This window comes from Kribbella sp. NPDC051620, assembly GCF_044453825.1.
Lineage (GTDB): Bacteria > Actinomycetota > Actinomycetes > Propionibacteriales > Kribbellaceae > Kribbella.
This window is the reverse complement of sequence record NZ_JBITDB010000009.1, coordinates 122849-137472: the sequence shown is the minus strand read 5'-3', so window position 1 is coordinate 137472 and position 14624 is coordinate 122849. Positions and strand designations below refer to the sequence as shown.

The window sequence follows — 14624 nt, the reverse complement described above, 5'->3', positions numbered from 1 at the left end:
GGCGACCTTCCTGCGAGGTACGTTGCGGACGCACCCGTCCACTCCTCCTGGAGGTAGTTCGCCGATGCGTCTCCGTGTGGCCCTCGTCGCCACCGCCACCCTGGCTCTTGTCGCTCCCGCCGTGCCCTCCGTCGCCGCCGCCCCAGTGGTTGCTGAGGGCAAGCATTCCCAGTCGCTGGTGTTCGGCGCCTGCCCGGCCGAGATCTCGACGCGGTACCCGGCCCTCAGCTGCGCCACCCTCACCGTGCCGCTGGACTACGCCCGTCCGCACGGCGGCACGCTTTCGGTACTGGTCACCAAGCGCGCGGCCGGCAACCCGTCGAAGCGGATCGGCTCGCTGGTGGTGAACCCCGGCGGCCCGGGCGGCAGCGGCGCGGCCCTCGCCGGATCGCTGTCCAAGCCGGATGCCACCGGTTTCACCCGGCTCGACGCCGCGGTTCTGGACGCCTACGACATCATCGGGTTCGATCCGCGCGGAGTCTGGCAGAGCTCGCCCGTCAGTTGCGCAGCTCCCGATCACTTCAGCGCACCCCAGCCGGACCCGGACGCCAAGGCGAGCCGGCCCGAGTTGTGGCGGCTGTGGAGCAGCTACGCGCAGCAGTGCTACGCCAAGAACAAGGCGGTCCTCCCGCATCTCGGCACGGTCGACGTCGCCCGGGACATGGACGCGATCCGCGCGGCGCTCGGCGAGCCGAAACTCAACTACCTCGGCTATTCGTACGGCACCTACCTCGGCGCCGTCTACGGGCAGATGTTCCCGCAGCGGGTCGGCCGGATGATCCTCGACGGCAACATCGACCCCGCCCCCAAGGACATGTGGTACCAGGCCGGGCTGACCCAGTCCGCGGCGCTGCAGAAGCGGTTCGACGAGTTCTACCTGCCCTGGGTGGCGAAGTACGACAACGTCTTCCACCTGGGCAAGGACGTCGCGACCGTCCGGGCTGCCTGGACCAGGACCCTCACCGACTTCCGCACCAAGCCCCGCGGCACCGTCGGCGGCAGCGAGCTGATCGGCACGGCGTACGGCGTGATGTTCTCCGAGTCGGGCTGGATCCCGTTCACCCAGGCGATCAGCGCGTACGCCGTCGGCGGTGACGACAGCATGCTGGCCGACTTCGCCGCCCCCGATCTGAGCGCCGACAGCGAGCAGGCCAACGCGATCTTCAACTCGGTCATCTGCGTCGACTCCCAGTGGTCGCGACGCCGGTCGACCTACGAGCACGACGCGGCCAGGCTGGCCCGGACCAGCCAGTTCGCCTGGTACAACATCTGGACCAGCGGCAGCGCCTGCCAGAGCTGGGGCGTCGACAGCCCCGGCCGGGTCAAGCTCACCGGCAAGGGCCTGCCAGGCGTGCTGCTCTTCAACACCATCGGCGACCCGGCGACGCCGTACGCGGGTGCGCTCAAGATGCACAAGGCGCTGCCGACCTCGGTCCTGGTGACCGAGCAGGACTCGGGCAAGCACTGTGTCTTCAGCAACTCCCGCGCAGCGGTCAACCCGGCGGCGAACGCGATCGGTACGAAGTACCTGCTGACCGGTGAGCTGCCCACCGACGACGTCTCCGTCGCTGGTCACCCGCTCCCCGTGCCGACCCCGGCCGCCGTGGCTGCCGGCAAGACCTTCAAGCTCAGCCTCCGCGCGCCGGTCGAGTAGTAGTCCCCAGGGCGTATCCCGCGACTACTGCGCTCGCAGTAGTCGCGGGATACGGCCGTTGGAGGACGTGTTCGGTCCCTGCGGACACGTAGTGTGAGGGAATGGGTCCGGCCGCGCGGTGGTTCGCCAGATGCCAACGGCATCCCGTGCTGTGCGACGTCGCCATCGCGCTGTTCGTGCTGATCGTCAATCTGTTCCGGCCGGGCGGCGAACACGGCCAGCGGCAGATCCCGCTCACCGTCACCGGCGCGATCATCATCGTGGTGGCCTCGGCCTCGCTGGTCTGCCGCCGCCGCGCGCCACTCACCGTCCTGGTGATCACCACCCTGGCCGGGGTCGCCTACGCGATCCAGGCGCAGGTGAAGAGCCCGATCGTGCTGGCGCTGGCCTGCGCGGTCTACACCGTGGCCTTGCAGCTGGACCAGCGGACCCGGCTGATCGCGGCCGGCACAGTGACCGTCGTGACCGTCGCCGCCGTCACCGTCTTCACCGACGAGGGCTTTCTCGCGAACCTCTCGGTCGCGGTCATGGTGCTGTTCGCCTTCGCGATCGGCGAGGCGGTCCGCTACCGCCGGGCGTACCGGGCCGAGATGGAGGAGCGGGTCCGGCGGGCCGAGCACGCCCGCGAGGAGGAGATGGAACGGCGGGTGATCGAGGAGCGGCTGCGGATCGCGCACGAGCTGCACGACGTGATCGCGCATCACATCGCCTTGATGAACGTGCAGTCCGGCGTCGCTTCCCATCTGCTGCGCGATCAGCCCGCGGAGGCCGAGAAGGCGCTGGCGCTGGTCCGCGAAGGCGGCCGAACCGTACTGTCCGAGCTGACCGTGCTGCTCGGAGTGCTCCGCCGGTCCGGCGTGGGCTCGATGCCGACCGCCCCCGCGCCGTCCCTGCAGGAGCTGGGCGTCCTGATCGACTCCTTCACCGCTGCCGGGCTGGTCGTCGACTGGCGGCCGCCGGTCCCCGGACCGCTTCCCGATGTGCTCGAGCTGACCACGTACCGGATCCTGCAGGAGTCCCTCACCAACGTGGTCAAACACGCACCGGGCGCCGCCGTCCGGATCTGCTTCGAGGAGCAGCGCGGTGCGCTCACGATCGAGATCACCGACGACGGCGGCCGGCCCGGTACGCCGTACCGGAGCGCGGCGGCCACGGTCGCCCCACTCGGCTCGGGGCACGGCCTGCTGGGCATGCGTGAACGCGTCACCGCGGTCGGCGGAGAACTCGCCGCCGGGCCGCTGCCGGACGGCGGATTCCGCGTCCGGGCCGTACTTCCTCTGGAGACTGGAGCTCGATGTGCCGATCCGGGTACTGCTGGCCGACGATCAGAAGCTGATCCGGAGCGGGTTCCGGGTGCTGGTCAACTCAGCACCCGGGCTGGAAGTGGTTGCTGAGGCGGCCAACGGGCAGGAGGCGCTCGACCTGGCCCGGAGCGAACGCGCCGACGTGATCCTGATGGACATCCGGATGCCCGGCCTGGACGGTCTGGCCGCCACCCGGCTGCTCACCGCCGACGAGTCGCTGGCCGGGGTCAAGGTGCTGATCCTGACCACGTTCGAGGTGGACGAGTACGTCTTCGAAGCGATCCGGGCCGGCGCCAGCGGCTTCCTCGGCAAAGGCGCCGAGCCGGAGGAGCTGATCAGCGCGATCCACACGGTCGCCCGGGGCGACGCGCTGCTGTCCCCGAAGGCGCTGCGCGGGCTGATGAACCGCTTCCTCGCCCAGCCCGAGGTGGGTGCGGGCGCCGGCCCGGCCGACCTCGACGTGCTGACCGACCGGGAGCGCGAAGTGGTCGGCCTGGTGGCGCTCGGGCTGTCCAACGAGGAGATCGCCGATCAGCTGGTGCTCTCGCCGCTGACCGCCAAGACGCACGTGAACCGCGCGATGATGAAGCTCGACGCGCGCGACCGGGCACAGCTCGTGGTGATCGCCTATCGCTCCGGGCTGGTCCGTTCAGGAGCGGTCGAGCAGTCCGGAGTACAGCCGCTGCAGTAGGGAGTACGGCGGGCGCAGTACGGCCGAGTGACCGCAGCCATCGGACGCGGACTACACGGTCCGGACGCAACGATCGTCAGCATGGCTACCTACCTCTATCGCCTCGGCCGGTTCGCGTTCCGGCGCCGCCGACTCGTCGTGTTCATCTGGCTGGGGCTGCTTGCCGCCGGCATCACCGGTGCGGTCACGCTGTCCGGGCCGACCGCCAACGGCTTCTCCATCCCCGGCACCGAGTCGCAGCGGGCGATCGACCTGCTCGACGAGCGGTTCCCGCAAGCGGGGGCAGACGGAGGTACGGCGCGGATCGTCTTCCAGGCGCCGCCGGGCGGGAAGCTCGCCGATCCGGCCAACGCCGCGCTGGTGAAGCAGACCCTCGCACAGATCGGCACCGGTCCCCAGGTGGCCGGGGTGGTGGATCCCTTCGCTGCCAAGGCGATCTCGGCCGACGGGCGGATCGGCTACGCCCAGGTTGCCTACAAAGTGCCCGCGCAGGAGGTGACCCCGGAGGCTCAGGACGCGGTGGCCGACGCTGTCGGCCCGGCCAGGGCGGGCGGCCTCACCGTCGAGTACGGCGGCGAGGCGATGCAGGTCCAGGAGGCGCAGAGCGCAGCCGAGGTGATCGGCATCGGGGTGGCCGCGGTCGTGCTGCTGATCACCTTCGGCTCGCTGGTGGCCGCCGGGCTTCCGTTGCTCTCGGCAATCATCGGGATCGGGATCGGCGCCACCGCGATCACCGCGGCGACGGGTTTCATCGACATCGGCTCCGGTACCCCGATCCTGGCCGTGATGATCGGGCTGGCCGTCTCGATCGACTACGCGTTGTTCATCATGTCCCGGTACCGGCACGAGCTCGGCGCCGGCCTGGAGCCCGGGGAAGCGGTCGGCCGGGCAGTCGGCACCGCGGGCTCGGCCGTCGTCTTCGCCGGCCTGACGGTCGTCATCGCGCTGGGCGGCCTGTTCGTGGTGGACATCCCGTTCCTGACCCAGATGGGCCTTGCGGCCGCCTTCACGGTCGTCATCGCCGTAGCCATCGCCCTTACCTTGCTGCCTGCCGTGCTCGGCATGGCCGGCCGCCGCGTACTCGGCGGCAAAATCCCCTGGCTCCGCGGCGGCGACCCGGAGACAACAGCCGGCAAGCCTTCAGCTGGACGGCGGTGGGCCGGGTTCGTCACTCGCCGGCCGGTGGCTGTGTTGCTGGTGAGCGTGATCGGCCTTGGAGCGCTGGCGATCCCGGCGACCCAACTCGAGCTCGGGCTGCCCGACGACAGCACCGCCGCACCTGCCTCCACCCAACGCAAGGCCTACGAGTTGTTGTCGGAAGGCTTCGGCCCCGGCTTCAACGGACCGCTGATGATCGTCGTCGACGCAGGCGCTTCCGCCGATCCGAAGGCCGCGGCGGCGGGTACAGCGGACGCGGTACGCAGGCTTGCGGACGTCGCGGTGGTGACGCCGCCGACTCTCAACCCGCAGGGCGATACCGCGTTGATGACGGTGATCCCGGTGAGCGGCCCGGCGACGGCCGAGACCAAAGCGCTGGTCGAGGCGATCAGGAAGCTCCCGTCGGTCGGCGGTTCCGAGGCCTCGGTGACCGGTGCGACCGCCTTCAACATCGACATCTCCACCAAGCTGAGCGGCGCGCTGCTGCCGTACCTGTCGCTGATCGTCGGGCTGGCCTTCATCTTGCTGATGCTGGTGTTCCGTTCGGTGCTGGTGCCGTTGAAGGCGACGCTCGGCTTCCTGCTCACGGTCGCGGCGACCTTCGGCGCCGTGGTCGCGGTCTTCCAGTGGGGCTGGTTCGCCGGCCTGCTCGGGATCGAGGGTCAGACCGGGCCGATCATCAGCATGCTGCCGGTGTTCCTGGTCGGGATCGTGTTCGGTCTCGCGATGGACTACCAGGTCTTCCTGGTCACCCGGATGCGCGAGGAACACGTGCACGGAGCGGCGCCCCGGACGGCAGTGGTCGACGGCTTCAGCCACAGCGCCCGCGTCGTCACCGCGGCCGCGGTCATCATGATCGCCGTCTTCTCCGGCTTCATCCTCTCCAGCGAAACGCTGGTCCGGGAGATCGGCTTCGGCCTGGCCGTGGCGGTGGCGATCGACGCCTTCGTCGTCCGGATGACCATCGTCCCCGCCGTCATGGCTCTGCTGGGCCGCTCAGCCTGGTGGCTCCCCCGCTGGCTCGACCGCCTGCTCCCCGATGTGGACGTCGAGGGCGAGAAACTCCGCGGAACCTTAGAACCCGAAGCCCCAGCCCGTCAGCCAGAACTCGCCTCCCACTAGCCCACCCAGACAGCCCCCACCCAGCCCTCTCCCCCCACCAAAGCGCGCACCCCACCGCCTCCGTTTCTTGTCCAAGCCCACCACTTGTGGGCTCGGACAAGAAGCGGAGGCCTTGAACACGTCCTGCCTTGTCCAAGGCCGCCGGATGGTGTTCAAGCCCACAAGTGGTGGGCTCGGCACCGGGGGGGTGACGGTGGCCACTGACAGTAGTGAGCGCGGGCTGGATGATGAGCGGCATGTTGCGCTCGATGATGAAGTCCAAGGTCCACCGGGCCACCGTCACCCAGGCCGATCTCGACTATGTCGGGTCGTGCACGCTGGACGCGACGCTGATGGACGCGGCGGATCTGCTGCCCGGTGAGCAGGTCGACATCGTCGACATCACCAACGGCAACCGGCTGACCACGTACCTGATCGAGGGCCCGCGCGACACCGGCATCGTCGGCATCAACGGGGCCGCCGCGCACCTCATCCACCCCGGCGATCTGGTCATCCTGATCGCGTACGGAATGTTCGACACCACGGAGGCGAAGACCTTCCAGCCGAGCGTAGTCTTCGTGGACGAGCACAATGCGATCACCCGCATCGGCTCGGACCCCGCCGAGGTACTGCCGGACAGCAGCACGCTCCGCGGCGACCGACTGCACACCGCGCGCTGAGATGAGGATGGCTCGACGATGAGCGACAGCACGGACAAGGCCCCCAAGACCGCTAGCCACGACACCCCCTCCGGCGAGAAGCTGCGCGAGTTCATGAACTCGGGCTGGGGCTCGATCGAGCGTGACGACGTCACTCTCAGCGACGTCGGTACCTGGGCAGCGAAGCGGCGCGACGCCCTGTCACAGGCGTTCCCCGGTGAACGGCTGGTGATCCCGGCCGGCACCTACAAGGTCCGCTCCAACGACACCGACTACGCGTTCCGCCCGCACACCGACTACGTCTGGCTGGTCGGCGACCAGACCTCGGACGCCGTCCTGGTGCTGGAGCCGAACGGGACCAGCGGCCACGACTCGGTGCTGTACTTCCGGCCCCGCGCGGACCGCAGCGAGGGCGAGGAGTTCTGGCGCGACCGGATGTACGGCGAGCTGTGGGCCGGCCGGCGTCCGTCGCTGACCGAGACGTCGAAGGAGTTCGGGATCGAGACCCGGCATGTCGACGCGCTCGCCGACGTGCTGAAGAGCGACGTGCCGACCCGCGTCCGGCGCGGCGAGGAGAGCTCGATCAGCTCGCTGCTCAGCGGTGCGAAGACCGACGAGGACCGCGACGGCGAGCTCGCCTTCGTGCTGTCCGAGCTGCGGCTGGTCAAGGACGCGTTCGAGATCGAGCAGTTGCGGGAGGCGTGCGCGATCACCCACCGCGGCTTCTCCGACGTGCTGTCCGACATGGCGTCGGTACGGAAGTACGGCGAGCGCTGGATCGAGGGCACCTTCTGGCGCCGGGCCCGCGCGGAGGGCAACGACGTCGGCTACACCTCGATCGCGGCTGCCGGGCCGCACGCGACCACGCTGCACTGGATCGAGAACGACGGCCCGGTCACCGACGGCACGTTGATGCTGCTCGACATGGGCGTGGAGAACCGCAACCTCTACACCGCGGACATCACCCGCACGCTGCCGGTCAACGGCGAGTTCACCCCGCGCCAGCGCGAGCTCTATCAGCTGGTCCTGGACTCTCAGAACGCCGGCATCGCGGCGCTGAAGCCCGGTGTGCCGTTCCGCTCCGGCCACAACGCCGCGATGGAGGTCATCGTGCGCGGTCTGGAGGCGATGGAGCTCCTGCCGGTCAGCGCCGACGAGGCACTCGACCCGAGCAGCGGCATCTACCAGCGGTACACGTTGCACGGTGTCAGCCACATGCTCGGCATCGACGTGCACGACTGCGCCGCCGCCCGCAACGAGAAGTACAACAAGGGCAACGTCGAAGCCGGCTACGTCCTCACCGTCGAGCCCGGCCTCTACTTCCAGGCCGAAGACCTCACCGTCCCCGAGGACCTCCGCGGCATCGGCATCCGGATCGAGGACGACATCCTGATCACCGCCGACGGCACCGAGAACCTCTCCGACGCCATGCCCCGCGAGATCGACGCCATCCAGGCCTGGATGGCCGGCTGACCCCGCGAGCAACCACCAGCAGTTGACGGAGGCCACCTCAGGTTGTGATGACCTGGGGTGGCCTTTCGTCGTGTGTGGCTACCAGATGCGGACGCGGTCCTCGGGGGACAGCCACATGGCGTCGTCCGGGGTGGTGGCGAAGGCTTCATGGAAGGCGTCGATGTTGCGGACGACCGCGTTGCAGCGGAACTCCGGCGGCGAGTGCGGGTCGATCGCCAGCCGGCGGATGGCTTCGGCCTCGCGGGCTTTGCTGGACCAGCCGAGGGCCCAGGCGAGGAAGAAGCGTTGCGAGCCGGTGAGGCCGTCGATCGGAGCCGGCTCGTCGCCGCCACCCAGCGACAGCGTGTACGCGACGTAGGCGATCGAGAGGCCGCCCAGGTCGCCGATGTTCTCACCCAGGGTGAGTTCGCCGTTGACCTTGTGGCCCGGTGCGTCGGTCGGCTCGAGCGCGTTGTACTGCGCGACCAGCTTCGCCGTGCGTTGCTCGAAGGCGGCCCGGTCGGCGTCGGTCCACCAGTCGACCAGGTTGCCGGCGCCGTCGTACTTCGAGCCCTGGTCGTCGAAGCCGTGACCGATCTCGTGCCCGATCACCGCGCCGATCGAGCCGTAGTTCACCGCGTCGTCGGCGTCGATGTCGAAGAACGGCGGGTGCAGGATCGCGGCCGGGAAGACGATCTCGTTCATCCGCGGGTTGTAGTACGCGTTCACCGTCTGCGGCGTCATCAGCCACTCGGTCCGGTCGATCGGCTGGCCGAGCTTGGCCAGGTCCCGCGCGGTCTCCACCGCGACCGAGCGGCGGACGTTGCCAACCAGGTCGTCGGCCTGGATCTCCAGGCCGCTGTAGTCCTTCCACTTGTCCGGGTAGCCGATCTTCGGCGTGAAGGCCGCCAGCTTGTCCAGCGCCCGCTGCCGCGTCTCCGGGCTCATCCAGTCGAGCGCCTCGATCCGCTGCCGGTAGGCCTCGACCAGGTGACCGACCAGCTCGACCATCCGTGCCTTGGCGGCCGGTGGGAAGTGCTCGGCGACATACAGCTGGCCGACGGCCTCGCCAAGTGCTGAGTCGACCACGCCCAGTCCGCGCTTCCACCGCTCGCGCAGCTCCGGCGCACCGGTCAGCGTCTTGCCGTAGAACTCGAAGTTCTCGTCGACGAAGGCCTTGCTCAGCAGCGGCGCGGCAGCGTGCACGATGCGCCAGCTCAGCCACTCCTTCCACTGCTCGAGGTCGATCTCCTGCAGCGCCGAGGCGGCCGCGGTCAGGTAGTCCGGCTGCCGCACGACGAGCTGCGCGAACGCTTCCTCGGGCACACCGGCGTTGGACAGCCAGCCCGCCCAGTCGAACCCAGGGGTGAGCTCCTCGAGCCCGGCCCGGTCGACCTTGTTGTACGTCGCGGTCACATCGCGGTTGCGGACGTTGTCCCAATGCCCAGCGGCCAGCCGGGTCTCGAGCGCCATGATCCGCTCGGCGGCTCCCGCGGGATCGGGCAATCCGGCGAGCTCGAGCATCCGGCCGACGTGCGCCACGTACGCCGTCCTGATGGCCGCGAAGTTGTCCTCGCGGTAGTAAGACTCGTCCGGCAGGCTGATGCCGCCCTGGCTGGCGTAGATGATGTACTCGTCGGACTTCTTCGCGTTGATGTCCGCGCCGTAGTAGAAGACTCCGGGCACGCCCTGCAACTCGAGCCGGCCGAGCGCGGCGACGAGGCCGTCGACGTCCTTGACCGAGGCCACCAGGTCGAGCTGGTCGGCGATCGGCTCGGCGCCGAGCCGCTCGATCGTCTCGGTGTCCATGAAGCTGGTGAACAGGTCACCGATCTTGCGCGCCTCGCTGCCGGCCGGGTGCTCCGCGGCCGCGGTCTGCTCGACGATCGCCCGGACGTCCCGCTCGGCGTCGTCCAGCAGCGCGTGGAAAGCGCCGTAGATCGCCTTGTCCGCGGGGATCTCGGTGCGGTCCAGCCACGGTCCGTTCGCGTACCGGTACAGGTCGTCCTGCGGCCGGACCGTCGTGGACAGATCCGAGCTGTCGATCCCTGCTGTCATCCTTGCCCCGCTCCTTCGCTGCCGTCCGGCCTGAGCCACTCACAGTGACATTACCGTTCGGCCGCAAGCCCCGGGCAAGTCGGCGCAGCGCCGGGCGACAGCTGTCGAGCGGTGGTCAGGAGACGGTGCGGAGGTCGCCCCGGGCGGCAGCCTTGAGGCGGCTTCCGCAGGACAGGCGGACGGAGTACGCGGCCGGGATCGAGAGCGGCTCGCCGGTCTGCGGATTGCGGCCGGTGCGGGGCGCGCGCATCACCCGCTCGATGCTCAGCAGGCCGGTCAGCGAGACCTTGTCCCCCTTGTGCACGGCCTCGGTGACGACGTCGCCCAGCGCGTCGAGCACCTTCTCGGCCTGGTTGCGCGGGATGCCCGCCTTCGTCGCCACGCCGGCGACCAGCTCGTTGCGGTTCACGGTTCTCCTCAGACTCGGTCGGTCCTGAAAACCTTAACCGAAATGAATGTCGTTAGCGAGAGCGATCTCAGATTCTGGGGAAATCCCGCGGGAACGGTGGCCTAGAGGCCGTCCCGGTCGTGCCAGTCGGACTGCCAGCGGGCGTCGACGGGAGCGGCCGCCAGTTGGCAGCGGATGTCGGTCGAGAGCCGCATCGTCGACGACACGTTGTCCAGCGCGGCGTGGACCGTGTGGGCCGTATGGATGACCACATCGCCGGCTTCGTAGTCGGCGACCAGCCAGCGAGAGTCGTACGACTCGGCCAGGCCGGGCAGGTCGGCAGTGATCGACGCTGCGGGCCGCTTGAGCGTCCCGGCGGCCTCCTCCTGTAGTACCCGGTGGTGGCTGCCCTCCAGGTAGGTGAGGCCGCCCAGAGAGACAGGGCAGTCGCCTAGCGGGATCCACGCGGACAGCACCTGGTCAGTGCCCTCACGCAGGTAGACGAGGTCATAGTGCGCCTGCGTCGCCGTACTAACGCCTGCCTCGCCAGGTGCGATGTGCCGGATGATCTTGCGCCGGTGCAGGAACGTCTCCCCACCCAGGAACCACTCGTACCAGCCCCGCAACGCCGGCTGCGCACAGAAGGCCCCGTACTCCGCCCCCGGCACCACCTCACCGAACAGCACTCTCCGGAACTCAGCACGATCCACCATCCGCGGTACGCCGTGAGGGTCGGCAACTCCAGTCCGCTCGAAGTAGTACCGGCGGAAGTCGAGCACCTCAGCCGGATCGAGCATGCCGCGCAGGAACAGATACCCGCCCCGCTCCAGCCGATCCCGCAAGGCCTCCCGATCCCCGCGCTCCCGCCGCGGCACCTCAGCCAGCATTCCCAGTCGCTCAGGCGACAACACATATCCGTTCGAAGTCAGCACCCCACCATTCCAACCGCACGCCGCTGTCTTCCTCCACCAAGGCGAGGGGCAGCTCTTGCACGGCCCTGACCGAGTTCTGCATGCCATCGAAGCTCCCGCCCTGTTCTGGCTCTTCCCCGGGGTACTGCACGGCTACCGCCCGTCTACGACTTGGCGCGGGTCATGGGTGCTCTTCGGCGGTTCTGCGACCACAGCACTAACCCACCTCGGCTACTTGACTCCAGAGAGCCCCGTACGCCGGTACGCCGACCCCCGCCCGATCCAACGGGCCTTCGCCAAGCTGCTCCGAGTCGCCCAGACGAGCGAAGTACAAGCAACTGCGGCCCTCTATGACCTCATAGCGACTGCAACCCCAGACGAACCAGGCGCTGAGTTGGTCGCCCGGCTGCGAGCCATCGCCTGCCGGCCACTGACGATCCCGCAGTACGCGGAAGCACTCGGAGTGACTGTCGATGAGTTGAGGGCCGCAACCCGGAGTGCGTCCGGTAGTACGCCACAGGAGGTGATCTTGACCACCCGGATGAACCAGGCGAAGGCACTGCTGGCCGAATCCGACCTCCCCGTCGCAGTGGTCGCCCGGGAGATCGGGTACGACGACCCGGCGTACTTCAGCCGGCTGTTCAGCGCCCGCGTCGGTCAGGCGCCGCGCACGTTCCGGCGGATTGGTTCGATCTCCGGCCCAAGATCATCCTTTTGATCGACGCGACCGCCGCCCCCGGTCTGAAAGTATTCGTGAAGACCGTTCTACCGGCTGACGCACGACAGCCCCGGATCCCGATAGCGTCGTGCCATGAGCCAATCGCAGTCCATCGACCCGCGGTATGTCAGCAGGCCGCCGGTGCGACCGAAGAAGCGGCGCAACTGGATCGCCCGGATCATCGGACTGATCGTCCTGCTGTTCGTGCTGAGCCTGATCTGCATCCCGCTGTTCGCCTGGGGCAAGATCAACAAGGTCGACGCGATGCCGACCGGCGAGCGCCCGGCCGACACCCCCGGTACGACGTACCTGCTGGTCGGATCCGACAGCCGGGCCGGCCTGTCCCGGGCGGAGCGGGCCAAGCTGCACACCGGCAAGGCGGCCGGTCAGCGGACCGACTCGATCATGCTGCTGCACGTGCCGGAGTCCGGCCCGACCGCGCTGATCAGCCTGCCGCGGGACAGCTACGTGCCGATCCCGGGCCACGGCAAGAACAAGATCAACGCGGCGTTCGCGTTCGGCGGCCCGCAGTTGCTGATCCGGACCGTCGAGGGCGTCTCCGGCCTGCGCGTCGACCACTACGTCGAGATCGGCTTCGGCGGCTTCGCCTCGATCGTGGACGCGGTCGGCGGCATCAACCTGTGCTTGCCCAAGGCAGTCAAGGACGAGTACGCGCACATCAACCTGCCGGCCGGCTGCCAGGACCTGAACGGCCCGAACGCGCTCGGCTACGTCCGGGCCCGGCACTTCGACCCGAAGGGCGACCTGGGCCGGGTCGAGCGGCAGCGCCAGATGATCGGCGCGATCGCCGGCAAGGCCGTCGGGCCGGCCACCTTCATCAACCCGTTCCGGTTCTACAAGCTCAGCACGGCAGGCGCCGAGGCGCTCTCGATCGACCAGGACATGGGCCCGCTCACCCTGTTCAAGTTCGCCCGCGGGATGAAGGCGGTCTCGGCCGGCGGCAGCGGCGTCACCCTCACCGTGCCGGTCTCCGACACCAACCTCAGCACCCCGAACGGCTCGGCCGTGAAGTGGGACAACAAAAAGGCGACCGCCCTCTTCAACGCCCTGAAGGAAGACAAGACCAGCGGTCTCAAGAGCACGTAGTGCTGACACTGGTCCATCTCGTGGTGAGCCTGGGCATGCTCGTGATCGTGCCGCTCGGGCTCAGCCTGGTGAAAGTGCCAGGCGGTACTACGGTCCGTCGCTGGTGGCCAGTCGCGGCCGTGCCGGGGGTCATCTCCCTCTGGCTCGGCCGCGGTCCGCTGTCCATCACCCTGGCGAGCATCTACCTCGCCGGCACCCTGGTACTCGTAGTGCTGGCCGCTAACGACCTAATCAGCCGGAAGCGCCTGCGGGCCAGGGAGATCGCGCTCTACACCGCATTGGCCACACCGGCGATCGCTGCGCTCGCACTGGTCGCTGAGCGCTCGTCGTACAAGCTGTTCGGCTTCAGCCTCACGGTGCTCTCGCTGACGGTCGCCCACTTCCACTTCGCCGGCTTCGCTGCCGCCCTGGTCGCCTGCCTCGTGGTGGAGTCGACCACTGCCAAGACGGCGACCGCTGCGGCCATCAGCGTGCCCCTGGGGACCGGCATCGTGTTGCTGGGCTTCTTCCTGGGTGACGCGGTCGAGCTGGCCGGTGCCGTAGTACTGACGGCAGGGATGTGGCTGGTCGGGTGGACGATGTGGCGGAGATCGCGGGCGGCGGAGCGGGGTACCAAGGTGCTGCTGGTCCTGTCGGCTGGGACGCTGATGGTGACGATGCTGCTGGCGCTCAGCTGGGCGCTGGGACATGTGGTGGCGACGCCGTACCTGCCACTGCGCTGGATGGTTGCTACACATGGGGTGGCGAACGCGCTGGGCTTCGCCCTGTGCGGACTGCTGGCCCGGCGCCGGCTGAAGGAGTGGGATGAAGCTCGACGACCTGCGTGACAAGCGGTTCAGCTACGACGTGGTCGGGTCCACCCAGTACGCCGAAACGCCACCCGGCTACCACCGCCTCGAGTACCGGCACCGCATCGGCACCGGCGACGAGGTGTTCCGTCGTGCGGGTGAAGCCGTGATGACCTGGAAGGCCCACGCAGCGGCCGGCATCCACGTCGTCGCCACGGACACTCCCCTGGTGATCGGTACGAACTCACTGGGCCGTCTAGGCGTCGGGTCCGTGGGCCTGCCGGTCCCCTGCCGAGTGGTGTGGGTGGTAGACGAGCCCGACCGCATCGGCTTCGCCTACGGGACCCTCGAAGGGCATCCGCAAGCAGGCGAGGAGTCCCTGGTCGTCAGCCGCGAGCCGGACGGCATCTACTACACGATCCTCGCCTACAGCCGTCCCGGCACCTGGTACACCCGGCTGAGCGGGCCCATCGGCCGCGCCGCCCAGCTACAGGTGGCCAAGCAGTACGCCAAGGCCGTGGAGCGCCTGGCCAACAAGGCCTGAGCCTGCCGACCGCCTGAAAAGCAAAGGCCCCGCAAGAGCTCATACCTTCTGCGGGGCCGGGGATATTTTTACCGGGGCAGCTCGGCCAACG

General features: G+C 68.9%; 13 protein-coding genes. 10 read left to right on the top strand and 3 right to left on the bottom strand.

Annotation, left to right across the window (positions count from 1 at the left end):
* The first annotated feature begins 64 nt into the window (after positions 1-64).
* From ACIA12_RS37280 to ACIA12_RS37255, 6 genes are all read left to right on the top strand, one after another.
* Positions 65-1654: an alpha/beta hydrolase gene (locus ACIA12_RS37280; protein WP_396372086.1), complete on the top strand. Its 1590-nt coding sequence runs from the start codon at positions 65-67 to the stop codon at positions 1652-1654.
* A 101-nt stretch (positions 1655-1755) separates the two neighbouring features.
* The gene (locus tag ACIA12_RS37275; RefSeq protein WP_396372085.1) at positions 1756-3048 is read left to right on the top strand and encodes a sensor histidine kinase; all 1293 of its coding nucleotides are present in this window, start codon (positions 1756-1758) and stop codon (positions 3046-3048) included.
* A complete protein-coding gene (locus ACIA12_RS37270; protein ID WP_396372083.1) occupies positions 2951-3649 on the top strand; it encodes a response regulator in 699 nt (232 codons plus the stop codon). The genes ACIA12_RS37275 and ACIA12_RS37270 overlap by 98 nt, the downstream gene beginning before the upstream one ends.
* An 81-nt stretch (positions 3650-3730) precedes the next feature.
* Positions 3731-5929 carry an MMPL family transporter gene (locus tag ACIA12_RS37265; protein ID WP_396372081.1) on the top strand — a complete coding sequence of 733 codons (2199 nt, stop codon included), beginning with the start codon at positions 3731-3733 and terminating at the stop codon, positions 5927-5929.
* 236 nt (positions 5930-6165) lie between these two features.
* Positions 6166-6588 carry an aspartate 1-decarboxylase gene (gene panD, locus ACIA12_RS37260; RefSeq protein WP_396372080.1) on the top strand — a complete coding sequence of 141 codons (423 nt, stop codon included), beginning with the start codon at positions 6166-6168 and terminating at the stop codon, positions 6586-6588.
* Between the two features lie 18 nt (positions 6589-6606).
* Complete coding sequence (locus ACIA12_RS37255; RefSeq protein WP_396372078.1) at positions 6607-8040, top strand: aminopeptidase P family protein; 1434 nt, start codon at positions 6607-6609, stop codon at positions 8038-8040.
* 78 nt (positions 8041-8118) lie between these two features.
* Here ACIA12_RS37255 and ACIA12_RS37250 read toward each other — a convergent pair whose 3' ends face one another.
* From ACIA12_RS37250 to ACIA12_RS37240, 3 genes are all read right to left on the bottom strand, one after another.
* Positions 8119-10077 (bottom strand): M13 family metallopeptidase, encoded by a 1959-nt coding sequence (locus tag ACIA12_RS37250; protein WP_396372077.1) that lies wholly within the window; start codon positions 10075-10077, stop codon positions 8119-8121.
* A gap of 115 nt (positions 10078-10192) precedes the next feature.
* Positions 10193-10486 (bottom strand): HU family DNA-binding protein, encoded by a 294-nt coding sequence (locus ACIA12_RS37245; RefSeq protein WP_343969282.1) that lies wholly within the window; start codon positions 10484-10486, stop codon positions 10193-10195.
* 101 nt (positions 10487-10587) lie between these two features.
* Complete coding sequence (locus ACIA12_RS37240; RefSeq protein WP_396372075.1) at positions 10588-11352, bottom strand: phytanoyl-CoA dioxygenase family protein; 765 nt, start codon at positions 11350-11352, stop codon at positions 10588-10590.
* Here ACIA12_RS37240 and ACIA12_RS37235 point away from each other — a divergent pair.
* From ACIA12_RS37235 to ACIA12_RS37220, 4 genes are all read left to right on the top strand, one after another.
* Positions 11261-12094, top strand: coding sequence for an AraC family transcriptional regulator (locus tag ACIA12_RS37235; protein ID WP_396372074.1), 834 nt, complete (start codon positions 11261-11263; stop codon positions 12092-12094). The two genes, ACIA12_RS37240 and ACIA12_RS37235, sit on opposite strands and share 92 nt — an antisense overlap.
* Positions 12095-12187: 93 nt before the next feature.
* Entirely contained in the window at positions 12188-13201 is a 1014-nt protein-coding gene (locus ACIA12_RS37230; RefSeq protein WP_396372073.1) for an LCP family protein, read from the top strand.
* Positions 13201-14028 carry a YndJ family protein gene (locus ACIA12_RS37225; RefSeq protein WP_396372072.1) on the top strand — a complete coding sequence of 276 codons (828 nt, stop codon included), beginning with the start codon at positions 13201-13203 and terminating at the stop codon, positions 14026-14028. The genes ACIA12_RS37230 and ACIA12_RS37225 overlap by 1 nt, the downstream gene beginning before the upstream one ends.
* On the top strand, positions 14006-14533 hold the full coding sequence (locus ACIA12_RS37220) for a DUF1990 family protein (protein ID WP_396372071.1): 528 nt from the start codon (positions 14006-14008) through the stop codon (positions 14531-14533). Before ACIA12_RS37225 ends, ACIA12_RS37220 begins: the two co-directional genes overlap by 23 nt.
* Positions 14534-14624 lie beyond the last annotated feature (91 nt).